The following is a 23,889-nucleotide window of genomic DNA, read 5'->3' on the forward strand; positions in this document are numbered from 1 at the left end:
TAATTAGGTAGAATTATTTTATGAACGATTTACAAAAGTTAAGCTGTGATGAAATAACTTTCATCACAGCCACAGCTACTTTTTCGATCCTCCAGTAAAACTATTTTTCCAAGCTACATTTGCAGCTTTATCTGCTATTTCCTTTTCTTTCATCATAATTTCTCTTTTACGACGTTGATTTTTTTCTTGGAGATGTTCGAGTTCTTCCTCACCTGCAAATTCCATACTGATTTCGGCTTCCCGAATATTCTTTTTTGTATTTTCAATCATACTTTGAACTCTTAACCCACTAGTTGATCTATCATTAGAATCTGGACTATGTTGACCGCGAAATTTATCTTTCATTCATTACCCTCCAAAATTTTATTTTTTCTTACCTTATTAGTTTGTTTTTCTTTGTTCACTTTATACTGTAATCAACAATTAAAAAGCTGCAACAAAGGTATACGTACACTTTTATTACAGCCTAATCACCATTATTTTTATTTTAGCCCTTTTTTACGAGCTTCTGCTTCGTCCTTCATTTCTGCTATGAAAGCATCAAGTGCTTTATTTCGTCGGTCATTTTTTTCTTTAATTTTTTGGGCTACTTCTGGACCTGCAAACTCCATACTTATTTCTGCCTCTTTAATATTCTTTTTCGTATTTTGAGCCATTTCTTGCAAACGTTCGACATTGTCTGATCTGTCATCAGGTTTTGGTGTATTTTGATTTGACATTACATAGCCTCCAAAGTCATGTATTTTTAAATCACTCAAATAGTTTGTTTTACTTTGTTTGCTTTATACGTCACTTTTCATATCTTTTTTATCGAATTCAATTTAGGTGTTGACACTCAAGCATCTCATCATTTCATTAATTCCTTTATGAGAATAATAACTTTATTTATTTGCAGCTCTCTTTTTTGAATAATATACTGAGAAAAAATTAAACTCCATATGCAATAATACTGAAAAAACAATTGATAAAGAATAATCTGAAATCATACCAAATATGATTCCTCCCAAAAATGCGAATAGCATAAATTTTATGCTAGTTAGATTACAGCGGTAATATTGTAAGTGAGCTACAGCGAATAGAAAGGCAGATATTAGGATCGGCACTGTGACTGGGGTATAAAAAAATTCAAAATAAGAGTATACAGGAAATGATTTGTTAAGAATCGGTATAATCATCCCTCTAAAAATTACTTCTTCAAAAATAGGATACATCATAACAAAATTTAATATGTTCTTTATTCCGCTGGGCTTATATCCTGAGTATCGCGAAATGAAAATATTCGTTATCGCGGTAATCAAGATTAATAGTACAATTGAGTCGTAGCGAACAGGTAAACGAAATACATAATTATCTTCATAAAAATAAGCACTTACTGTCAGCAGTGTTCCCCATATATAAATAACTTCATTTTCTATTTTTCGGTACATCGTTCTTCCAATAATTAAGCGAATAGTAATATCAACAATTTTATATGAAAAAGCTAATAAAACAGCAAGTATTAAAGCAGCAAGTGCGCTCATATTAATATCATCCTATCTCACCAGGAACCCTATGCAATTCAAATATTTGATGGATATCCAGCATTAAACTGAATTTATCTAATTTTGCAATATTTTCCCACTATTTAATTTAATCATTCTGTCTACAACATTAAAATACTGGTCATCGTGAGTCACAACAATTTTAGTTATTGAAGCCGTACGGTCGTTTCCAATAATATGTACACAAATAACATCCAATTTAATTCTCCTCAACTACTAGACAATACGACGTTGAATTAAGACTTGTTCATAATATACCACTTTATTTATAATATGTTAATAAATTGGTATATTGTTATTTTATATAATCAAAATCTTTTTATTTTTCTGAAAGAGTTTTAATCTGTAATCCAAGCGATTTCCCTATTTCCAATGTTCCGTATGACGATCGTAATATACTACACTCTCCTAAACGTCTGTATTTAAATACAGAATGGATTTCACAGATTCTTGCCATTCTGAAATTGAATATCCATGTTTCTTCATCATAACTATAGCCAATCTCTCAATACCGAAAGAATTTTAAGGGATTTATTAAAAATTGATTCACTAAATGTTATAAGAATAAATGATTTCTAATTTGAACACATTATTTAATAAAGACGGATTATTCTTGCAAACACAATGGTTATGCCAGCGCAAAAAATAGGCTCGGTTCTAATGAACCAAGCCTATTTTCAATTGATTTAAATTAACCTAGATTTGAGGAGATTTTTTAATATTTAAATTTAGAAATTAATTGCTTTAAGGTTTCTGCCATAGCTGAAAGAGAGTGTGCTGATGAAGAAATTTCTTCCATTGAAGCTAATTGCTCCTCTGTTGATGCTGCTACTTCTTCTGAGGTTGTCGCATTTGTTTTTGCAATGCTAGATAGTTCATGTGCCGTAGCACTAATCTCTTGAATTGAAGCAGACATTTGTTGTGCAATTGCAGAAACGTCTTCCATTTGTGGAGTCATTTTTTTTGTGCTTTGAAGAATTTGATCAAATTTCTCTATCGCTTCAGTTGATACTTTTACACCAGTCTGAACATCATCTGTAACTCTAGCCATGATTTGAACAGAACTTTTTGTATCTTTTTGGATTTTATCAACGATTTCATGTATTTCTTTTGCCGATTGTTGAGATTGTTCAGCTAATTTTCGAACTTCATCAGCAACAACCGCAAATCCTTTACCATGTTCCCCAGCCCTTGCTGCTTCAATTGCTGCATTTAAAGCAAGAAGATTTGTTTGATCTGCTATTCCGGTAATTACATCTAAAATTGAATTGACTTCTTTAGAGCGTAAATTTAAAGATTCAATCATATCATTTGACTCTAATACGGATTGATGAATAGAATTCATTTGGTTAACGGTATTCGTAACAGCGATACCGCCTTCCTCTGCTTGTGTAGTTGTGAGATAAGCTAGCTCTGAAACTTTCATAGAATTCTCTGCTATTTGTGTTACACCTTGAGAAACTTGTTGTAATGACTCAGCATTTTTGTTGATACCATCTGTTTGTTTCTCTGCACTACTTGATACTTCTTGGATTGCAGTGGCAACTTGTTCTGTCGCAGCATTAGTCTGCTCAGCACTTGCAGTTAATTCTTCTGCTGATGAAGCAACCTGTTCAGCATTCTGATTTACTTCTTTTACTAAACTGATAAGACTTTTTCGCATTACTTGAAATGCTTTAGCTAATTGTCCAATTTCGTCATTGGATTGTACATTAATATCTTTTGTTAAATCACCTTTACTAATGGTATTAGCATTTTCCTTTAGTTTTCTTAGAGGACTTAAAATGGATTTTATGATAAAGTAGATAACTATAGCTCCGATAATCAAAGCGATTAAGATAACTAAAAACGTTTTTAGAAAAATAGGTGCTGCTGCATCACTAATTTCTGATGCAGGTACACTTCCTGCTATTTTCCAACCAGTTAGTTTATTTGTGGTAAAGTCCATTACTTTATCTTTACCCATAAATACGTAATCAAAATTTCCTTGTTCTTTTTTATACATCTGATCATAAAAGGACTCTTTTGCTACGCTTCCAGCTTTCATAGTAGGATGTGCTATGTATTTTTTATTTTGATCCAACAGAAATGCATATCCTGTATTACCTAACTTCACTTTACCGATTATCTCTTGTATATAACTTAAATAAATATCGACAGCTACAACGCCTGATCCGTCTTGAATAGTTTGAGAAATAGTGACACACCATTCTTTTGTATCAGCATCTTGATATGCAGCTGATATATCTATCTCCCCATGTTTATCCATCGCAGCTTTATACCAACCACCTTTTCTTGGATCATAACCAGCAGTAATTGGTATATCAGGTCTTTGAATTATATCACCTGTCTTACTGCCCACATAAATACCTAAAACTTCAGGATGTAATTTTGCATACTGATTAAATTGTTGGCCTAACTTAAGTCTATTGTCTCCTTTGAACTGCTTTAAGGTAATATTCTTGGCAAAATACTCTACGTCATGCATTTTAGGTTTTAGCGAGTTATCTATCGAAAGATTTAATACATTAGTCGTCTTTGCAAATCCGTCTAACATTTCATCTTTTACTGCTTTTTTTGCAGTTGAATAAGATTGTACTCCAATAAAAATGGAAGGAATAATTAATATACTCAAAAATGAAATGATTAATTTTGTTTTTAAATTCCCGATACTTCTAAAGAATTTTCCCACTAAACATCCTCTTCTCTAATTCTTCTCTTTTGATTTAGAAATTTACAAAAATCGAAGTAAATAATCTTGGAGCATACATTTTTACTTCATAAACAAATATAATCCTATTATTCATCATTTCCCCTCAATGGTATTATATACCCAAACTATTAACTAGTACTATTTTATCATACTTAAATTTTTTCTAAAATTCAACAAAGTTCAACAAAATTCAGCAAAGTTTACAAACTTAACAAAGTTTACAAATAAAAAATAAAAGAAACTTGTAAAGTAACATCACATTGTTACGGACCAGTAATTTACTTCTTTATAGAAGGCTTCAAATTGAAATTTTTTAATACCCACTTTACGATAAGGTAATTATTGATAAAATTTTTGACTGATTGAATATTTTATCTTATTAAAACAAATAGTTGAATCTCTTTCATCACATCAGATGATTATGAACATCAAAATTATTTATTATTTGATTAATTGTTTTATAATTATATCCAGGAGGATTTAAAATGAACAATAAGAAAATAAGCGAACGTGCAAGTATACTTTTAAGTAAAGAGGAAGGATATGACGTTGACTATAAGAGGAATCAAAAAGGTTTAAGTGTTGATGATTTAGTTGCTTTTGCGAATTCCTCTAAAGGCGGTGCTATTTTATTGGGTGTTGACGAATCTATAAATGAAGATGGTCAACAAATTGGTAAAGTAGTTGGCTGTACAATAGGTGACAAAGAAAAACTCTCAATTTTAAATAAAGCAAGTGATTGTCAGCCTTCAGTAGATATTGAAATTCATGTTGAAAATGAGGGAGAAACTCCATTTTATAGAATCGAAATACCGAGTGGAGAGCATAAACCCTATTCAACTTTTAAAGGTACATACTTAATTCGTGGAGATGGAAGAAACCTTCCTCTTAATCGAAGTAGATTGCTAAATATTTTTTTACAAGAACAAAGTGAAATCTTTTTTAATAGGTTCAAAAAGGCAACTGAAGAATTAGAAGGACATATTGTTAATTTGGACAAACGAATTGAAGAAACAAATGCAAAAGTTGATCTGTTTGAACATAATATAATTGATCTACAAGAAGGTTTAGGTGTTGATATTCACGAAATAACTAGTAATGTGAATAACCTTACGCATAAAACAGCCTCTGAATTAAATAACATATTCGAGGGAATCAAAAGTACAGAAGATTTAACTGAAAAAACATTAAAAACATCATTGAATACTATAGAAAACATGGAAAATAGAATTAGTAAAATAGAAAAAGATATTCAAGCAACTAAATTTATGACAAAAGCGATTTTAGAACACTTGGGTATAGAGCTTCCCACAAAAGATGTTAGATGACGGCATATTCTCTAACCCTACTAGACAACAATTGTAAAATAATCGATTTGCAACAACTTATAAAAAAAATCCAGGCTGTGAAAAATGTATAATAAAATCATCGCAGCCTTAACCACTATTTATCCTTTAGACTGTTTTCAAAACTTGTTCTGCAGTATAATCTGCTACTTCCTTTTCCCCTAATACGATTTCTCGTTTCGACGTTGTTTTTTCTCTTAAAGATGTCTTAGTTCTTCCTCACCTTCGAATTACATACTTATTTCTGCTTTACTTAATTTTTTCTTGAGTTTTAATCGTACTTTGAATTCTTGCATTCACTTTTCGATTTGTCGTTAGATATTGACCTTTGTTTTTTTGTTTACTTTATACACCACTTTCCTTTTCTTTTTTTCTTAAAACTAAATAGTTATTAGAATAAACCATCCGAAATTGAACACATTAATCTTTGGGAGGTGAATATCCATGACAAAAAAAACTGGTAATGATAGACATAATAATAATTTTCCAAGCTCAAAAGCTGCGACCAATGTGGACAACCCAAACAACACAAACAAGAACAATAACTCAAAAACTGAGTTTGCTTCTGAATGGGATGCAAAAGCAGAAAAAAACCAAGCAAGTCATAACAACAATCAGTCTTGTTAAGTTCTAAGCCTTAATGCTATCGCGCATTAAGGCTTTTCATTTTTATGTTATATCAATTGTACAAACTTCCTCTGAATAACTTCTCATCAAAACTGATAGCATTAATATAATAAATACATATAATTTAGTTCTTCACTCTAATGTAACCCCTTCTAATTCATACAACATATAATATCGTTGAGGACCTATTAAAAAGGAGTGAAATTATATGGTATATTACCCACCGCAAGGGCCATCTGGACAACAACCACTATCCCCTCCACCTACTTTTATTCCATCAAAACCTTCTGTATCCTATATAGTTGATTGTGTATACCAAAACACTTATGTTTGGCTCATTAATGGAGAGAGCTTCTGGTTTTATCCTACTCGTGTTGAGTATGGTGAAGTGTCTGGATATAGATGGAATGGTGCATTCTGGTATTATTATGGAATTGATCCAAGGTTTATTGATGCCGTTTCCTGTTATCCTACCCCAACTCTTTACTAATTGAAAAAATCCTTGTGAAATTAAAACATCACAAGGACTTCTTCAGACTATGAAAAATGGATTAAAAATCCTTTTATTACAGCCTTATTTTTAATTATTTATAACCATTCTCACGATCTTGAGCTTCGTCATTTCTTTCCTCAACCATGGCATTAATCGATTGCTCACGACGTTTATTTTTTTCTTGCATTTTTTGCACTTCTTCTGAACTTGAAAACTCCATACTTATCTCTGCCTTATGGATATTTTCTTTCGTGTTTTTGATCATTTGATCGATACGTTCTACATTGTTTGTTCTGTCATCTGGTTTTGGAGAATTTTGTTTTTGGTTTGGCATTCTCTTACCTCCTAGTTCAATTTTAAAGTTACAGTAGTAGTTTGTTTTTCTTTATGCACATTATGCGTAAAATGATCGAATATCGCTTTCTAAAAGTTCATTAAGAATAAACAGTCCATTACTGAGCACATTAAACTCTAGGAGGTGAACAACCATGGGTAATAAAAACAGCAAAAAAACAATGAATGTTAGAACTCATAATCCTTACGATCTTTACAGAAGTGTAAGCAATGACGACACCAATAGTAATAACAACAACCCTAAAAATAATCTATATGAAGAATTTTCTGCTGAATGGGATTCAAAAGCAAAAAACAAAAATAACCAAACGAACCATGACAAGACTCAACATTCCAATAAGAATACAAATAAATAATAGTCAGATTGCGAATTATCCTTTATATTAGAAAACCCGAGCCTTAATGCCAATAAGCATTAAGGCTTTTTTTAAAGAAGAGGGAATTTTTCTTTGAAAGATTGACTTAATTCACTCCACACATCAAATTTATTACAATCTAAATCGTAGAAAACAAAATTTTTTCCAGCATGTCCTCTGCTTTCTATCTCCCCTACTTTTATTTCTTTTTCTGTAAAATCTTTATGAATAGCAATTAAAGCATTTAACCCATCTACTTCAAAAGTTAAAGAAAAACGTTCTTCACCGTAAATATCATAGAAATTGGCACTTTGATTTTTTTTAGATTTAACAAGAAAAATGCTTTGATTTGCAAAATTGAGAATAGCTTTATCTTCGTCTTTATAACTTAACTCTGCCCCCAATTTATTTACATACCATTCTGAAGAAAGTTCCAAATCCGTTACCGGAATATAAGTAGTTCCTACCCTTAATAATTTCCCACTCATTCTACCGCAGTCCCCTTTCAAAGTAATGAAATTATTTCAGTAGCTTTCATACCACAGAATCAGTTGTTCAATCTCCTCCAATTACTCTTTAAACAATATTCGTTTTTTTATAGCCGTATCCTTCCTTGTTTTTTCAGAACTCCGGATTGTTATTTGTTATGGGTTGTAAAGTTTACTTAGGCGATTGGGACAATGTTCAATGTTTTTGTCGTAATCATAAAATATACAAGCTGAATCTATCTTTTTGTAAACAAAATTTTAGAAATCAGATTAATAGAATTTTCAATAAGTTCAAATCATTATTACATGAATGTTTAATAGAGGGAGGAGATATGAAATGTTGTTTAATGTCCATTTTTATGAAAAGAAAACGGTCGTCTTAAGTCAATTATTGAGAAGCATTCCCCTAATCGATGATCCAATTAAAATAAAAGGCCGTAAAGGAAAAGTTGTTGATGTAGAATTCGTTGATCAAAACAAAATCAATGTCTATGTGATCTTTGAAATAGTGAAGAAAAAACAGCCTTCAGCACTTGATCTTAAAAAAAGAAGAAGATAAATTAGTAGACACTTTCAATTTTGGGCTGCTTATTATTATACATTCTTACTTAAGCAAAAGGTGGCGACTCCTACGGGAAAGCTAGCAAGACGAGACGCCGCAATTGAGCGTAAGCGAAAACTGAGAAAAAACAAATCCAAATGAATAAATAGAATCTAGAGGTTAGCATCTTCTCGTATAGGCAAAACTGTGGAATATTTTACTCCCCTTAGAGCTAAACTCGTTTGAATATGTGATACACCTAGCAAATTTAACTTTCTAATGAAGCTCTCTAATTCTTTACGTCCTTTATTTGCTACCTTTAACAGATAATCGTATTCACCTGTTATACAATGACATTCTAATATTTCTGGCAAAGAAGCCAGTTCATTCTCCAACTTTTCTAGCTGCTCAGCTTGATGGATATTCGTACTGATGAATATAAAGGTCAATAATTCATATCCAAGCTTCTCTTGATTTAAAATAGCAACTCGCTGGTCAATATAGCCTTCATTTTCTAGTCGTTTAATCCGTGCATGAATTGCTGGAGGTGACAAATTAACTCGCTTAGCAATTTCAGAATTACTTACTTGTGCATCTCTTTGCAAAATATCTAATATTTGAATATCCGAATCATCCAGTATTTTACTAACTACAGATTCCATTGATCCCTACCCCCTTACAAATCTTCATAAAATTTTATAAAACAATATGCGAAATAAAATAAAATTTAGTAAATATCATTATACACTTATTATTATTTCAAATTCATTATATGAAGCAAAATTTAATTCGAAAAATATTAGAAAAATGTTAAAATTGTTAACAACTAAGAAACAACTTATCAACAGATTTATTTAGTGAGGGGGAAATTAAATGAATGACAAAATAACATTTAGAGACGCAGAAATGGAAGACTTATCAAAGATCGTAGAAATCTATAATTCGACCATTGCAAGTCGAATGGTAACTGCAGATACTGAACCCGTATCCATTGAGGACCGTCTACCTTGGTTTAACGAACACAATCCTTCGAAACGACCATTGTGGGTTGTAGAATATGAAGGTGCAATATGCGGTTGGATTAGTTTCCAATCATTCTATGGAAGACCCGCATACGACTCAACTGCTGAGTTAAGTATTTATTTCAGTGAAGATTCTAGAGGGAAAGGCCTTGGTAAAATCACTTTACAACACGCGATTGAAGCTTGTCCTAAACTGAAGATCAAAAACTTATTAGGATTTATATTTGCACATAACGAACCTAGCATACGACTATTCTCAAATTTTCAATTTGAAAAATGGGCTCATTTACCAGAAGTAGCTGAATTGGATGGCGTTAAAAGAGATTTGGTTATTCTCGGTAAAAAAGTTTGATAATTTGATTTTCAGAAATATTTAAATATAATAGGTGTGTAATTCTCTAAGTAGTTCAGTTTTGAAGTAGAAAACAAAAGGTATTGGATTTTAATCTAATACCTTTATAGCTTTAATGACGTTTCTTTTTGTCTCTTCTAATTTATTTTTTTCTTCAATGTGTGTTTCTCCATCTTCTGTATAGAATTCTGCAAAGTTTTGTCCTTCATATCTCGGAACAACGTGCATATGAAAATGTGTTAATTCATCAAAAACTCCACCGTTTTGACATATAGTTATTCCATCAGGATTAAACAATTTTTTTATAGCTTTTGATATGATCTTTGATGCCTGAATTGCTGAGTTTGCAATATTTTCGTCAAGTTCATCAAAGTATCGAATATGTTTTTTAGGCAAAATTAGAACGTGTCTTTCGTTATAAGGTTTGTGGTCTAAGATGCAACAAACATAATCGTCTTCAAATACTACATTAACATATCCTATTTTATTTGCTAAATTACAACCTAAACAGTTCATTTCGGCTCCCTCCCTTTTACATCACATTATATTCAATTACACATCCCATTTCCAAATTACGGAAAACTATCGTAAGTAGATTATATCTTTGATGTCAAAAACCTTCTCAGTTATTCCGAGTCGTTGAGCAGGAGTTAGTTACTCACCAGCCATAAATTTATAAGGTAAACAAAAATTAAAATAAGTTCTTAGAATAATTAAAGCGTATTGAGCGTATATCCCTAGTTTTACAGTTGCTTTTAAAATATGCGTATCTTGTGCAATCGTGATCAGTTCATGATTAATTTATATTTATAATTCTTCAACCCTTATTAACCACTCATTAATCAAAGAATTAAACAAATCTTCTTGTTCTATTTGCAAATTATGTCCCGCTCTATCTAGAACTGCAAATGTTGATCTTGGGTAGTTTTCGAGGATATTCCAAGCATCTTTATAACCTACACTTGAATCCTGTCTTCCTAAAACTATAAGAGAAGGTTTATCAAATTTCATATTAGTTTTATCTACATCAAAAGAAAATTCATAGCCGTTTTTTTGAAACCTCTCTAAAAAAGTAACATCCGCAATATTAATACCAGCAATTATTTCATTTTGGTATCTTTCATAAATTTTTTCACTTTGTACAACCATATTATTATTAAATTTTTCTGCATTTTCCGGATCAAGTTTGGATAATAATCCATCATCCTTTACCAAAACAACTTGCTGTGGAACATTTCTTTTTTCATGAGTGGCTATTATTAAAGGACAGATCATTGCAACACCAGCAACTCTCTCTGCCATCTTATAAACAATTCCCCTTAACAAATAACCGCCATATGATTCGCCTACAATTAAGAAATTCTCTTCAGGAATAATTTCTTCTATAAATTGAATGACAATATCTAGCATAATATCAGAGTTGACAATCCATTCAGCACTGCTGGATTTCCCCATCCCAGGTAAATCAAAATAAATTCTTTTATAACCACTTTTCTTACTAAATATATCTTCCATACAACCAGTCATTAATCGATGATCTGGAGAATACCCATGTAACATAATAATTGGTTTTCCTTCTCCAATTACTTGATAATTTATAACAATATCTTTGATTTTACATTCCATTTTTTCACCTTCTCCAGTTAAGAATTAAAAGAATTGGTCTTTACATATAAATCCATTAAATTGTATCATAAATCCAAATTTACAAAAAAAGAGATTGGAAATATCCAATCTCAAGTTTCCACTATAAACTTATCTGTATTATTAGTAGCTTCCCAACTTTTCAAAAATTGAGCCGTTCGTATTCTTCCGATTTCAATTAAATGCTCTTTCGTTTCATCATCTAAATCAAATTTGGTCGCACTATAATTTTCAACAGGAATGAAAATTATATTCTTTTCATGTATGCGTGAGATATAACGTTCATCATGCGCGTTTTTCATCGTACTAAAAAGTGCTTCAAATAAATTGAGTCCATTATTAATTTTATGTGGCTCCATATTCTCTCTTGGATTACTTAACTTTAATCCGAGAACAGGACGGTCCTTCTTACCACTTTCATCTTCGAATAGCCATATTGGGAAATTACTTAATACTCCGCCATCGACTACAATTGATTCTCCTTGTGAAACCCTTAATTTCACCGGCTGAAAGAAAAAAGGAACACCACAACTCATTCGAAGAGCTAGAGAAACTGAAAATGTTCCTGGATTCAACCCATACTTCATTAAATCATCTGGGAGAACCATCATTGTACCATTTGTTAAATCAGATGCGATTAGCTTCAAAGATCCAGTAGGTAAATCATCAAATGTATAGATATTTCTATCCGAAAGTTTTTCATAAAACCATTTTTCGAGCGCTTTTCCTTGATAAAGTCCCATTCTAAAATACAAATTAATCCATTTCATAAATGGAAATGGTAATACAGTTTTTGGTGGATCAAGAAATGTAGAAACATCGAGTTCATCTAACATCGTCTCAATTTCATCAACTGTATAACCTGCAGCGAGAAAAGCCGCCAATATGGCTCCTGCACTCGTGCCAGCAACACGTTCAAAGTGAATGTCGTTTTCCTCCAACACTTGAAGTGCCCCGACAAATGCAAATCCTTTAATTCCTCCACCTGAAAAAACACCATCGACGAGCATAGATTTCCCTCCTTATCCGTACTCTTTACACTGTAAAAATATGTGTTTAAATTAGAACTTATGTCGGAATTTACTTGAATATAACTATTTAAATAAATTTGTTTTGAAAACAATCACAACGATAAAATGAAGATGTTGTTGTATTAATATTTTCTATTTTTCGGGGGAAAATCCTCCAAGTGTACCAATTTATACGGCAACTCATTAAAAAAATTGTTAATGAAAAGGTCTTGCATTATAAAAATTACATGTTAAGCTGAATATGGAAACTAAATAACACTAGGGGTGTCCAATAACGGACTGAGACTGAACAATTGTTCTAAACCCTTTGAACCTGATCTAGTTCAAACTAGCGGAGGGAAGTGAGTCGTGTTTAATGAAATTTGTTATGCATCCCCACTCTACTTCGAGTGGGTTTTTTTATTTATTTCCGGAAAAAGAGACATTAAAGTGAAAAATCATGTAATTTATATACTTGAATAAAATTTAATACAAACATCTACTAGGGGCGCCTATTGGCTGAGATTGTACCCTTTGAACCTGATCTAGATCATTCTAGCGTAGGAAAGTAGTTTAGCATCGCTTGTTTGATGTTATTTACAAAACTGCTTTCTATTCTTAGATAGCAGTTTTTTTATTTAATTTAATTGAATCAATTCCTTGTGGAGCGAAAGACGGCGAGTCCTCGAAAATGCATTCGCATTTCCTTCGTGCGAGGTTAATTCAGTGAAGTGCATTCAAAGTCCTGCGGGAAAAGCTTGAGCTGAAAGCCCCGCAGGAATGTAGTAAATGCAATGAAAAAGTAAAAGCAGATGAAAATCTTGATCTTGTATTGCTAAATTTGTTGATGTTGAATTAGCGTAGACTCCTGCGGGAAAGCGAGACAGGTGAGACCCCGCAGTGAAGCACGGTACGGGCTTCCGAGGAGGCTCAACGCTCGCCCGCGGAAAGCGAAGCTAATTCCACATCATGCAGAAAGCATATTTATAAGTACCTTAAACATAATGATGATGAGATTGAAGCCAAGCCCGTGGAAAGCGCCGTCTGTAGCGGAACATCCTTATCTGATTAGTGAATAGTTAAAGTGTTGAATTGTTCGTAATTAAACTGAAAATGATTTTATGAAATTGATTCAATTTAGAAAGGAAATCAAAAATGGCACTTATTTTAAAAAATGTATCCTATAGCTTTACAAACGAAGACAAACAAAAAAAGAATGTCATCTCCAATTTGAACATGGAAATACAACAAGGAGAATTTGTTTCAATCATCGGTCAAAGCGGTACAGGAAAAAGTACAATTTTAAGACTTATAACCGGTCTTCTTCAGCATGATGAAGGGGAAATTCAGATTAATCAAAAAGACATTTCCTTAGGTGATGTCGGCTATATGCCACAAAAAGATCTACTACTTCCTTGGCGAACCATTCTTGAAAATATTATACTTGCTTCCGAAATTCAAAAAGACTTACATATTTCAAAAGAAGAAGCAAGAATGTGGTTGCAGCGAGTCGGATTAAGTGACTATGAAAATGCTCTCCCAAAACAATTGTCTGGAGGAATGAGACAACGTGTTGCTTTTTTACGAGCACTATTAACAGGAAAAGATGTACTACTACTCGATGAACCGTTTGGTGCTCTAGATGCGTTAACGAAAAAAGAAATGCAAGCATGGCTATTATCCATTTGGCAAGATTTAAACAAAACGATTGTATTTATTACGCATGATTTAGAAGAAGCCATTTACTTAAGTGATCGCATTTTACTATTACATCGAAATCAGGAACTAGAAGAAATTACTATAGCATTGCCAAGACCTCGCCAACCTGAAATGATTCATTCTCAGAAAATAGTAGCATTACGACAAAAATTGGAGAAGAAAATTTCAAATGAAACAGATTAAATATTTTCTACAAACCTATAGTTTATTTTTCATCGTATCAATTATTTTTCTTGGTATTGTTGAATGGCTTGTGCGAACTGAAATTATACCAAGCTTTATCATTCCCGCACCTACTAACGTCGTGCGAATGATAATCGATAACTGGCGACCTTTACTCATTGAACATTTAAGTGCCACAATGCTTGAATTTTTCATCGGCTTTGTCATTGCCGTTATCGGAGGTGTTTTTTTAGCCGTCAGTATGTTTTTTTCAAAAACAATCGAGAAAATTGTTTATCCTGCAGTCATCATATCTCAAATGGTTCCGATTATTGCCTTATCCCCTATTTTTGTTCTGTGGTTTGGCTATACCATTTGGAGTAAGGTTGCCGTGACAATCCTTATTTGTTTCTTCCCAATTGTCGTAGGAACTTACGATGGATTAAAGTCTTGTGATAAGGAATATATCGAATTATTACGTTCAATGGGGGCATCACGTTTTCAAATATTTCAAAAGCTACATATTCCAATGGCTCTCCCCTCTTTTTTCTCAGGATTTAAGATGGCAATTGTCTTTGCGCTCGTTGGGGCAACCATTGGCGAATGGCTCGGAGCTAGTGAAGGCTTAGGATACTATAGCCGTAGGATGTCCGGAAACTTAAATGCAGAAGGTGTTTTTGCAGCGATTACCGTGTTAACAATCGTGGGTATTCTATTGTTTGCACTGGCTTCTTGGTTGGAAAAGAAAGTAACGCATAAATGGAATAATGCAAAATAAAGTGAAACTTCCATTAGTGGAGGTTCTTCAGCCCCACTAATGGCTAGATTAGCAACTGAAAAAGCAAAAACAATTTGATTTTTATAATAAAAATCTTGTATGACTATCTTAGTTGAAGTGGAATTAGCGTAGACTCCTGTGGGAAAACGAGCTAGACGAGACCCCACAGCGCAGCGAGGAGGCTCGTCAGTTCGCCCACGGAAAGCGGAGCTAATTCCACTTCATTCAATAGCAGATATACACTATAAATTTATGAGTTACTACACTTTTTCAGTAGCCTCTTAATCTTGTGCTGGGGCCTTATTTTCCGTTAATACGGGATAAATTACTATTAGGAGATGTTAAATAATGAAGAAATGGATAAGTATTATTTTACTAGTATCACTAGCCGTACTAATTACAGGATGTAATGGGAAAGAACAAACAACGGATGAAGGTGGTAAAAAACTAGATAATTTAAGTATCATGTTAGATTGGTATCCAAACGCAGTGCATTCTGCTATTTACGTGGCACAAGAAAAAGGATATTTCAAAGATGAAGGCTTAAATGTAAAAATTGAAATGCCCGCTGATACAAATGATCCTTTAAAACTTGCAGCTACTGGAAAAGTAGATTTAGCGATTAGTTATCAAAAACAAGCCATTCTATCAAAATCAGAAGGGATTCCAATCGTTTCGGTTGCAGCACTTGTTAGACATTCGTTAGATACTCTAATGGTCAAAAAATCATCAGGTATTAAAACGCCTAAGGATTTAGAAGGAAAAAATGTAGGTTATTCATCAAGTGAAATAAGCGAAGCGACAGTAAAAGAAATGGTTGAAGCTGATGGAGGAGATTTTAGTAAAGTTAAAATGACCGATGTTGGCTGGGATTTAATTCCTGCCATTGCTACAGATCGAGTAGATGCCATTACAGGTGGTTATATCAATCACGAATATGTTCTGTTAAATAAAGAAGGCTACAATATGCATGCCATCAAAGATAGTGATTATGGTGTACCAGACAATTACGAATTAGTACTTGTTACAGGTCAAAAAACTTTAGATCAAAAAAGAGATGCGATCAAAAGATTTTGGAAAGCAGTCACAAAAGGTCAAGAAACAGTTAAGCAAAATCCAAAAGAAGGCCTTAAAATTTTACTAGATCATGAAAATGATAGTTTCCCATTAAAAAAAGATGTAGAAACTAAAAGTCTGGAAATCCTACTGCCTCTAATGGAGGAAAAAGGAGTACCATTCGGCTATCAAGAAAAGGCTAGCTGGGAAAAGGCAGCAAATTGGCTATATAAAAATGGTGTTATTAAGAAACAAGTTAAACCAGATGAAGTGATGGACAATATTGTTTCTAAATAGGAAAAGGAGGGTAATTCAGATGCGTGAAATGAATAAAACAAAAAAGCTTACCTATACAGCGATTATAGCAGCAATTACAACGATTTCGAGTAGTTTAATTTATATTCCTTTAGGTTTCGTAAAGATATTCCCTATCCAGCATTTCGCCAATGTTTTATCAGCTGTACTGCTCGGACCATGGTACGCTGTATTGCAGGCATTTATTTCCTCTACGCTAAGAATTATGATGGGCACAGGAACCGTATTTGCCTATCCTGGTAGTATGATTGGCGCACTACTCGCGTCCATCCTATATGCAAAAACAAAAAAAATAGAGCTTGCAGGATTAGGAGAAGTCTTCGGCACTGGGATCTTAGGTGCTATGGCCACTTATCCAATTGCTGTTTTGTTTTTAGGTCAAGAAGCAACACTATTCGGATTAATCCCTGCTTTTGCAATTAGTTCATTTACAGGTGCACTTATGGGATATGGTTTATTAAAAGTGTTAAGTAGAAATCATGCACTTAGTAATATTTTCAACTAATTATATAAGTCTTTCAGATTTGTTCTATATTACGAATCTATTCATAAAATGAACGTAAACAAGGTGATTCTACCTTTTTAAATTTTAGAAAAAGGAGATAAGAGATTATGTTTACAGTTCACTTTTTGGATAAAAAAGAAATTGTTTTAAGCCAGCTTCTTAGAAAAGTTCCGTCAGTTAACGAAGAATTAAAAATTAAAGGTCGTAAAGGCAAAATTATTAATGTGGTTCAAATGAATGATAATAAATTTCAAATTCATTTGATCTTCGAAAAAAAGAAAAAGCCAATAGTCTCTAATGATGTTGATAAGAAAAGAAAATAGTTTTCTCTTAAAAAGTGCCTAGAAGGATTTTCTCAGCACTTCAGACTGTAGACAAACTTTAGTAATCTCAAGTTTATCTACAGTTTTTTTCTATTTTCACTAGACCTAAAAAAGTAAATTACGCAATAATGAAATTACAATCATTCCTGTAATCAAACCACATATAAAAAGTAACAAATTCGATCTTTTTACTTTAGAAATCATATTAGGTCACCTTTCATTAAATTATATTTTTTACTTCTCTACTTCTTTTTTATATTATATTCACATCTTATTAGCCGAAAAACACGAATGCTTTTTTAAATATATAATCCAATAATTCAGAATATACTCCATAGCTATTTGCTAATATACCGCTCCAGATGGCGCTTTCCGCGGGTGAGCGTTGAGCCTCCTCGGGGCAATAGGATGTTGGTCACGGAGTCGTTGCCACAGGACGTGGCGTTCTTAGACTCCGTTCCTTATTCGTCCTGCGGGGTCTCACCTGTCTTGCTTTCCCGCAGGAGTCGCCATCTTCCGCTTCTTAGATAATATTCTAATAGATATAGCATATATACTATCCCCTCATTAATGTTCGTGTTTTATATCAAATCTTTGAATTATGAAATTGATTCATGTATATACACAGATTTATTTTTTCCGACAGTAATTATGATATTAAACTTAATCAATTGTTATTCAGATTCATGTAATTGCGATTATGCTAACAGGAATGTATTGGATACCACTGAAAATCAAAATGCAACACAACAGGGGGTACATATGGAAGACACAATTCTGCTTCTTCAAGATAGGATAAAGTTTCTTCACAATGTTACGAATATAGAAAAACTTACAAAAGGTTATTCACCAGATAAGAAATATCTGATTGTAGATCAGCATCGACAAAAATATATATTAAGAATTAGTGCTATCAAAAATTACGAAAGAAAAAAAACAGAATTTCAAATCTTGAAAGAGATTCAAAAGTATATGATCAAATCTCCTTTACCAATTGACATCGGTTTTTATGGAGATTTAGGTATTTGTTATACTATTCATTCTTATATAGAAGGAGAAGATGCAAAAGAGGCCATGCCTACCCTATCAACGCAAGATCAATTTAATATTGGGATTGCAGCAGGTAGCGAATTATCAAGAATGCATCTACACCCTGCACCTACTAATATAAAACATTGGTATGAAAGAGCCATGCAAAAACACTATCGATATTTAGATGAATATAAAAAATGTGGTATTAAAATTGATGGTGCTGACAAAGTGATGAATTTTATTGATAATAATGCAAATATACTAAGAACTCGACCGAATCGTTTTCAGCATGATGACTTTCACCTAGAAAATATAATATTAAAAGATAAAGAATATGTTGGAGTAATCGATTTTAATAATTTTGATTGGGGAGATCCACTTCATGATTTTGTAAAAGTAGCTATGTTTACTAGAGAAGAAAGCGTTTCCTATTCTATAGGGCAAATTCAAGGGTACTTCAATCATAATGTTCCAGAAGATTTTTGGAGACTATATGTAGTTTATGTTGCAATGGTTATCTTTTCTAGTGTCGTCTGGTCAATAAAATACTCCCCAAAACAACTCGATCAAATGTTAGAACGTATAGATGTAGTTTTGGAAGACCATAAAAACTTTGAGCTCTTAAAACCAACTTGGTATAGATGATATTGATTCAATTACAAGACCAAAAAAAATAGGGTCCTTCAAAAGTTATACTTCAGAAGAGCCCTATTATTTATTATTTGGCATGTAAGTCTGTTACTACAATTTCAGGACGATTAAAAATTCGTATCGTCGATCCACTATTTCCTAGACCACGGCTAATAATTTGAGTCATATCGCCAATTTGTTCCACACCATCAATATGTGAAGGAAATAAATGGAGTTGATGATCAATCATCCCTCCTAGCCCTGGAACCCGAACTTGCCCACCATGTGCATGACCATTAAACGTTAAATCTATCCCATGTTGCTCATAATTTTCATAATACTCCGGTCTATGTGCAAGTAAAATTTGGAACTTTGTTTTATCTTCACCATTCAATGCTAAATTAAGCATCTCATCCGTTGTTTTACCACTGAGAGGATCATCAATACCAACAATTTGAATGGTTGTGCCATTCATTGAGAAATTTTCAGCACTATTTGATAATACATGTACGCCAAGCTCTGTTAGCTTCTCTTTGATATGATTTACATCATTTGTTGATACTTCATGGTTACCAACTACATAATAAACAGGTGCAATTTTCACAAAGCCTCTTACTGCATCTAAACTACGTTCCAAATCATAATTGTAGCGATCGACTAAATCACCTGTAATAACAATAATATCTGGCTTCTGCTTCTGCACCTGTTGAATGAGTTGATTTTGATTTTCACCAAATCGAGAGTGGTGTAAATCTGATATTTGGACAATACGTAAACCATCCATTTTTTTAGGTAGCTTCTTTACTACAATGGCATATTTCGTGAGCTGTAGCCAGTGCTGATTGATATATACAAAACCAACAAGAGCACCTAATGCAACCACAATTTTAATGAGTTTTTTCATCAATATCATCCTAACCTATTTCACTCATTAAGAATTATAGACGATTTCCACTTTAAAATGTTGCTTCAGATTAATACCAAAAATCACTAAATAGTTTTTTAATTTGGTCTACTTTTTGTAATAATAAGTAAATACAACCCCATACAATTACGAATGCAACCAACTAAAAGAACCTAGTGATTGTTGAATAAAAATATCTTTGATTACATCAAAGAGATGAATACGAATTGTAGGCACAGTGACAGATAAAAGAAGGATAACCACTATGCTTAATGGTTCGATCGCTTTTCTTCTTATGTGGCTAGTTATTTATGATACTTGTTCTTTTCTCCATAAAGTTGTAAGTTAAAATTACCTTAATAGTGGAAATTTTGACATGAAGGGGGGAACTATATTGAAAAAAGGAAGAAATAAATTATATAGTTATATAGAACTTGTTGGGATATGTATTTTAATATCATTTTTAATTATTTTATTTAATTTACCTAATATTTTGTTCATTGTACTAGGTGTGGGTATATTAGTTAATATTATATACATTGAAATAAAAAATCGTTATATTAAAAATTGCACGTAATGAACTAACCCATAAATGTTTGTTAATGCATAACATTTATGGGTTGTTTAACATTAATTTCAGAATGGACATTTTGAACAAAGACTATTTTGATATAACACGCTAGAGCAAACCAAATGAATCTATGATATGGATTCAAAGCTTTAGCTCCGAAAGTTGAGTTACTAAGTTATCTTTTAATTAAGTCCACTTTTTGTAACAATAAGTAAATACAACCCCATACAATTACGGATGCAACCAACAACCAACTAAAAGAACCTAGTGATTGGTGTATAAAAACATTCTTGCCTGCTTCAAATAAGTAGTTATGAATTGAAGGTAAAGTGACAGTTATAAGAAGAATCACTGCAAGACTTAACGGTCCGAATAGCCCCCATTTATACTGAAGTGAACCACTCAGCATAGCCATGCTACTAACGAAAGTCCCTACACAAAGATCAATCCAAATATTTGATACGATAAAAGAATGACTTGTAAATACATCACTCCAGCTAAACATTGTAAAGTTATTCATATTCAATGCAGTAGTGAACCCATTTACAGCTAAAAGCAAGATAATATTAATTAATACCATTACAATTGTTCTTTGAAAACTGCTTACAAAACTTGCCTTGATAAACTCACTACGTGTTACGCCAAAATGAATACAATAATGAAAATTATTTTTTATCAATATATGATTCGATATGAATAAGAAAATATAAACTGGAAAACTACTCATATACATCGAAGTAGAATAATGGAAGGAAGTGGCAAGAGTAAGATTTAGAATTAAAAAGAAAGTAAAGTATCCCCAAAAAATAGTGATTGATTTCAAGTTTTTTATTTCAATAATTTTTTTTGCCGAAAGAACTCGATTCATCGTAATTGTTCCCCTTTCTCTGTTACATGAACGATTATGTCTTGCATGTTTAATGCATTTTTCTTGCAGCCTAGAGGTAATTCTTGATCTTTTCGTTGCTCTTGATCGAAAACGATTATTTCCCCATTCCCCATAAAATGTTTCTCTTCCAGAACAAAGAAATTACTTTTTATTTTCTCAATTTCTTCATTTGGCCCTGAAATGGAGTAAACGATCTCTTTTAATTCATCTGTTGGAATTTCTAATAGTAATTTACCCTTATTAATCACATACACTTTTTGGAACAAGGAACTAACCTCATCAATTAAATGTGTTGAAAAAATAATGGTTCTTGGCACTTCCATATAATCATTCAAAAGAAATTGATAAAATTTTTGTCTTGCATTGGCATCCATTCCGATGTATGGCTCATCGAAAATCGTAATTTCACTGCGACTAGCAATGCCTACTAGTACACCTACTGCAGACTCCATCCCTTTTGATAGTTCTTTTATTCTTTTCGTACTATCTAAATCAAAAAGAGTAAGAAGGGATTCAGCAATTTCATGATTCCAATTTGGATAGAAATTTTTACATAACTTCAGTAATTCTGAGATTTTCATATGACCATGAAAATTATTTCCTTCTTGAATAAAGCACATTTCCCCTAACACTTCTTGATTGTTAAAAGGTTTTTGACCATTTACAAAGACATCACCAGAAGTTGTGCTCCATTCACCTGCAATGATTTTCATAAGTGATGTTTTACCAGAGCCATTTTTCCCAAGAAATCCAATAATCTGATTTTCTTCAAAATTAAAATTTAGATTTTCCAAGATGACACGATTTTTTATCTTTTTCGAAACATTTTCCATTTGAATAACAGTCATTCTTATTCCCCCTGTTTGTCAATTAGTTGTTTTACTTCTTCTAGCGATATTCCAAGACGGTTTGCCTCTTCTAACAAAGGCTTTAAAAAACCTTGATAAAATTCATTTTTTCGCTGCATAAGGATTTTTTGACTTGCGCCTTCTTTTACAAACATCCCAATTCCCCTTTTTTTAATTAAAATTTCGTCTTCTACCAATAAATTTAAGCCCTTTCTTGCAGTGGCCGGATTGATCTGATAAAAATCAGCAATTTCATTTGTAGAGGGTACTTGCTCACCTTCATGAATATGTTTATTCAAAATTTCATTTGAAATGATTTCTGCGACTTGTTGAAAAATGGGCACTTCACTATTTACATCTAACTTCAAGATATCACCCCTCACATTTGGTTAGTTACTTAGTTGGTTAGTTACTTGTGTAACTAACTATACAACGAAGCGTTTATGGTGTCAATAAATATTTGTAAATACATAAAATTACATTAATAAAATAAAAAGTGGGCCTTAAAAGTGTAGATATCACTTTTAAGGCCCACTTTGGTAAATAACTATTGTAATTAGATTTCTGCTAATGATTATGATGATGCATCTCCATCTTCATATCCATTTGCTCAATTTCAGGACTCTTCTCATAGTCGACTAACACAGATACACCAAGCATTATCACTGATATTGATAGGGACACTAAAATTCTTTTAGGAATTGCTTTAGAGAACGTAGGATATTCCTCTTTATTCCATAAAACGATTGCCACCACTGTACTCAATAAATATAAAACCATAAAGAAGAGAATACAAATCATCATATATTGATTGATCATAACGCCAAGCATGGCACCCATCATTCCCCCCATAAAAGCAGAAGAAAGCGCTTCTGAAACTATGCGTAATGGAAGAGAATAAGTAAGAATGATTATTAAAAGTATACTAAACATAATTGATAAAATAGTAGATAAAACCAAATCATGTATCCAGGTTGTTATAAGAATACCTATCAAAGTACTTTTTGTCATAGCGATTGCCATTGAAAGACAGCTAATAGAAGTATTCTTTTTATACTGTTTTCGTAATACATTTCCTGTTGCAAATGTCAGTAATATAATTATTAGAAAACATGCCGCTTCAAGCATAATCTACTCCCCTTTCCACATAACTTTCGAGTATTTCAAATTGTTTTAATACTCCTTCGATAATGTTTTCAAGCATTTGAACTTCTGAATGATACATTGGGATTCCTTGTGCCATCGGAGGCAATATGAGCGACGTATAACTACCCGGCAAAAGATTCATCTCAAATATATATTTACCTTGTACCTGACGTATACATAACATTTCGATATCTAGTAGTTTCCAATAATTACTTTGGAAAAGTTGATTACACATCCTCCCAAATTCAGAATCCATTTTTTCATTCCAGCAACCTTTCCGAAAATTATATCTAGCTTCTTTCGTTTCGGGATTACATACGGTAATATGCTTTTCTACTTTTAAGGTAAAATGATAAACTTTAGATAATAGCTTTTTCTTTTTTACATATTGAATCGTTATATAGTTTCCATTATTCTCATGAATATAGTGATACGGATTTTCCCTTTTAAAATCATATTTAAATAGTGAAACAATTGAATGCAAAAATCGATTAATTTTGTGTTCTCCGACTGACAGATGCATT

Annotated in this window: 28 protein-coding genes and 2 riboswitches; of the genes, 12 read left to right on the forward strand and 16 right to left on the reverse strand. The window is 32.5% G+C overall.

Going from position 1 to position 23,889, the window contains the following annotated elements:
- Window positions 1-75: 75 nt before the first annotated feature.
- The 4 genes from Q8X41_RS04820 to Q8X41_RS04835 form a co-directional block, all read right to left on the reverse strand.
- A complete protein-coding gene (locus Q8X41_RS04820) occupies window positions 76-345 on the reverse strand; it encodes a small acid-soluble spore protein Tlp (protein WP_397539123.1) in 270 nt (89 codons plus the stop codon).
- Window positions 346-482: 137 nt separating this feature from the next.
- Window positions 483-719, reverse strand: a complete 237-nt coding sequence (gene tlp, locus Q8X41_RS04825; protein ID WP_397539124.1) for a small acid-soluble spore protein Tlp — start codon at window positions 717-719, stop codon at window positions 483-485.
- A 162-nt stretch (window positions 720-881) separates the two neighbouring features.
- Window positions 882-1,520 (reverse strand): lysostaphin resistance A-like protein, encoded by a 639-nt coding sequence (locus tag Q8X41_RS04830; protein WP_397539125.1) that lies wholly within the window; start codon window positions 1,518-1,520, stop codon window positions 882-884.
- Between the two features lie 736 nt (window positions 1,521-2,256).
- Entirely contained in the window at window positions 2,257-4,233 is a 1,977-nt protein-coding gene (locus Q8X41_RS04835) for a methyl-accepting chemotaxis protein (RefSeq protein WP_397539126.1), read from the reverse strand.
- Between the two features lie 506 nt (window positions 4,234-4,739).
- On the opposite strand from Q8X41_RS04835, the gene Q8X41_RS04840 reads away from it, so the two are divergent.
- The 3 genes from Q8X41_RS04840 to Q8X41_RS04850 all read left to right on the forward strand — a co-directional run bounded on the left by Q8X41_RS04840 (window position 4,740) and on the right by Q8X41_RS04850 (window position 6,717).
- Entirely contained in the window at window positions 4,740-5,582 is an 843-nt protein-coding gene (locus Q8X41_RS04840; protein ID WP_397539127.1) for a helix-turn-helix domain-containing protein, read from the forward strand.
- Between the two features lie 462 nt (window positions 5,583-6,044).
- Window positions 6,045-6,227: a hypothetical protein gene (locus Q8X41_RS04845; RefSeq protein ID WP_397539128.1), complete on the forward strand. Its 183-nt coding sequence runs from the start codon at window positions 6,045-6,047 to the stop codon at window positions 6,225-6,227.
- 208 nt (window positions 6,228-6,435) lie between these two features.
- A complete protein-coding gene (locus tag Q8X41_RS04850; protein ID WP_397539129.1) occupies window positions 6,436-6,717 on the forward strand; it encodes a transporter in 282 nt (93 codons plus the stop codon).
- A 94-nt stretch (window positions 6,718-6,811) separates the two neighbouring features.
- Here the strand turns inward: Q8X41_RS04850 and tlp (Q8X41_RS04855) are convergent, their stop codons facing one another.
- The gene (gene tlp, locus Q8X41_RS04855) at window positions 6,812-7,054 is read right to left on the reverse strand and encodes a small acid-soluble spore protein Tlp (protein ID WP_397539130.1); all 243 of its coding nucleotides are present in this window, start codon (window positions 7,052-7,054) and stop codon (window positions 6,812-6,814) included.
- Between the two features lie 154 nt (window positions 7,055-7,208).
- On the opposite strand from tlp (Q8X41_RS04855), the gene Q8X41_RS04860 reads away from it, so the two are divergent.
- Window positions 7,209-7,430, forward strand: coding sequence for a hypothetical protein (locus Q8X41_RS04860; protein ID WP_397539131.1), 222 nt, complete (start codon window positions 7,209-7,211; stop codon window positions 7,428-7,430).
- Window positions 7,431-7,501: 71 nt separating this feature from the next.
- Here Q8X41_RS04860 and Q8X41_RS04865 read toward each other — a convergent pair whose 3' ends face one another.
- Window positions 7,502-7,918 (reverse strand): VOC family protein, encoded by a 417-nt coding sequence (locus Q8X41_RS04865; protein WP_397539132.1) that lies wholly within the window; start codon window positions 7,916-7,918, stop codon window positions 7,502-7,504.
- A 337-nt stretch (window positions 7,919-8,255) separates the two neighbouring features.
- Between Q8X41_RS04865 and Q8X41_RS04870 the strand changes: the two genes are divergently transcribed.
- Entirely contained in the window at window positions 8,256-8,477 is a 222-nt protein-coding gene (locus Q8X41_RS04870; RefSeq protein WP_397539133.1) for a hypothetical protein, read from the forward strand.
- A 155-nt stretch (window positions 8,478-8,632) separates the two neighbouring features.
- Here the strand turns inward: Q8X41_RS04870 and Q8X41_RS04875 are convergent, their stop codons facing one another.
- Complete coding sequence (locus Q8X41_RS04875) at window positions 8,633-9,121, reverse strand: Lrp/AsnC family transcriptional regulator (RefSeq protein ID WP_397539134.1); 489 nt, start codon at window positions 9,119-9,121, stop codon at window positions 8,633-8,635.
- 211 nt (window positions 9,122-9,332) lie between these two features.
- Between Q8X41_RS04875 and Q8X41_RS04880 the strand changes: the two genes are divergently transcribed.
- Complete coding sequence (locus Q8X41_RS04880) at window positions 9,333-9,833, forward strand: GNAT family N-acetyltransferase (RefSeq protein WP_397539135.1); 501 nt, start codon at window positions 9,333-9,335, stop codon at window positions 9,831-9,833.
- Window positions 9,834-9,923: 90 nt separating this feature from the next.
- On the opposite strand, the gene Q8X41_RS04885 is transcribed toward Q8X41_RS04880, so the two are convergent.
- The 3 genes from Q8X41_RS04885 to Q8X41_RS04895 all read right to left on the reverse strand — a co-directional run bounded on the left by Q8X41_RS04885 (window position 9,924) and on the right by Q8X41_RS04895 (window position 12,487).
- Entirely contained in the window at window positions 9,924-10,349 is a 426-nt protein-coding gene (locus Q8X41_RS04885; RefSeq protein WP_397539136.1) for an HIT family protein, read from the reverse strand.
- 291 nt (window positions 10,350-10,640) lie between these two features.
- The gene (locus Q8X41_RS04890; RefSeq protein WP_397539137.1) at window positions 10,641-11,459 is read right to left on the reverse strand and encodes an alpha/beta fold hydrolase; all 819 of its coding nucleotides are present in this window, start codon (window positions 11,457-11,459) and stop codon (window positions 10,641-10,643) included.
- A 110-nt stretch (window positions 11,460-11,569) separates the two neighbouring features.
- On the reverse strand, window positions 11,570-12,487 hold the full coding sequence (locus tag Q8X41_RS04895; protein ID WP_397539138.1) for a patatin-like phospholipase family protein: 918 nt from the start codon (window positions 12,485-12,487) through the stop codon (window positions 11,570-11,572).
- Window positions 12,488-12,758: 271 nt separating this feature from the next.
- Window positions 12,759-12,865: riboswitch (TPP riboswitch) on the forward strand.
- A 116-nt stretch (window positions 12,866-12,981) separates the two neighbouring features.
- Window positions 12,982-13,071, forward strand: a riboswitch (TPP riboswitch).
- A gap of 571 nt (window positions 13,072-13,642) precedes the next feature.
- Between Q8X41_RS04895 and Q8X41_RS04900 the strand changes: the two genes are divergently transcribed.
- The 6 genes from Q8X41_RS04900 (at window position 13,643) to Q8X41_RS04925 (ending at window position 19,022) form a co-directional block, all read left to right on the forward strand.
- On the forward strand, window positions 13,643-14,389 hold the full coding sequence (locus Q8X41_RS04900; RefSeq protein ID WP_397539139.1) for an ABC transporter ATP-binding protein: 747 nt from the start codon (window positions 13,643-13,645) through the stop codon (window positions 14,387-14,389).
- Window positions 14,376-15,146, forward strand: a complete 771-nt coding sequence (locus Q8X41_RS04905) for an ABC transporter permease (protein WP_397539140.1) — start codon at window positions 14,376-14,378, stop codon at window positions 15,144-15,146. Before Q8X41_RS04900 ends, Q8X41_RS04905 begins: the two co-directional genes overlap by 14 nt.
- A gap of 348 nt (window positions 15,147-15,494) precedes the next feature.
- Window positions 15,495-16,499, forward strand: coding sequence for an ABC transporter substrate-binding protein (locus Q8X41_RS04910; RefSeq protein ID WP_397539141.1), 1,005 nt, complete (start codon window positions 15,495-15,497; stop codon window positions 16,497-16,499).
- Window positions 16,500-16,527: 28 nt separating this feature from the next.
- Complete coding sequence (thiW, locus tag Q8X41_RS04915) at window positions 16,528-17,022, forward strand: energy coupling factor transporter S component ThiW (protein ID WP_397540201.1); 495 nt, start codon at window positions 16,528-16,530, stop codon at window positions 17,020-17,022.
- A 107-nt stretch (window positions 17,023-17,129) separates the two neighbouring features.
- Entirely contained in the window at window positions 17,130-17,345 is a 216-nt protein-coding gene (locus Q8X41_RS04920) for a hypothetical protein (RefSeq protein WP_397539142.1), read from the forward strand.
- A gap of 762 nt (window positions 17,346-18,107) precedes the next feature.
- Complete coding sequence (locus Q8X41_RS04925; protein WP_397539143.1) at window positions 18,108-19,022, forward strand: aminoglycoside phosphotransferase family protein; 915 nt, start codon at window positions 18,108-18,110, stop codon at window positions 19,020-19,022.
- 73 nt (window positions 19,023-19,095) lie between these two features.
- Here the strand turns inward: Q8X41_RS04925 and Q8X41_RS04930 are convergent, their stop codons facing one another.
- The 6 genes from Q8X41_RS04930 to Q8X41_RS04955 form a co-directional block, all read right to left on the reverse strand.
- Window positions 19,096-19,911 carry a metallophosphoesterase gene (locus tag Q8X41_RS04930; protein ID WP_397539144.1) on the reverse strand — a complete coding sequence of 272 codons (816 nt, stop codon included), beginning with the start codon at window positions 19,909-19,911 and terminating at the stop codon, window positions 19,096-19,098.
- A gap of 746 nt (window positions 19,912-20,657) precedes the next feature.
- Window positions 20,658-21,350 (reverse strand): hypothetical protein, encoded by a 693-nt coding sequence (locus Q8X41_RS04935; protein ID WP_397539145.1) that lies wholly within the window; start codon window positions 21,348-21,350, stop codon window positions 20,658-20,660.
- Window positions 21,347-22,219 (reverse strand): ABC transporter ATP-binding protein, encoded by an 873-nt coding sequence (locus tag Q8X41_RS04940; protein WP_397539146.1) that lies wholly within the window; start codon window positions 22,217-22,219, stop codon window positions 21,347-21,349. The genes Q8X41_RS04935 and Q8X41_RS04940 overlap by 4 nt, the downstream gene beginning before the upstream one ends.
- Before the next feature lie 2 nt (window positions 22,220-22,221).
- Window positions 22,222-22,587, reverse strand: a complete 366-nt coding sequence (locus Q8X41_RS04945) for a GntR family transcriptional regulator (RefSeq protein WP_397539147.1) — start codon at window positions 22,585-22,587, stop codon at window positions 22,222-22,224.
- Between the two features lie 199 nt (window positions 22,588-22,786).
- Window positions 22,787-23,347: a hypothetical protein gene (locus tag Q8X41_RS04950; RefSeq protein WP_397539148.1), complete on the reverse strand. Its 561-nt coding sequence runs from the start codon at window positions 23,345-23,347 to the stop codon at window positions 22,787-22,789.
- Window positions 23,340-23,888: a hypothetical protein gene (locus tag Q8X41_RS04955; protein WP_397539149.1), complete on the reverse strand. Its 549-nt coding sequence runs from the start codon at window positions 23,886-23,888 to the stop codon at window positions 23,340-23,342. The genes Q8X41_RS04950 and Q8X41_RS04955 overlap by 8 nt, the downstream gene beginning before the upstream one ends.
- Window position 23,889 lies beyond the last annotated feature (1 nt).

Origin of the sequence: Rummeliibacillus pycnus (assembly GCF_044359855.1) — a bacterium.
Taxonomy (GTDB): domain Bacteria; phylum Bacillota; class Bacilli; order Bacillales_A; family Planococcaceae; genus Rummeliibacillus; species Rummeliibacillus pycnus_A.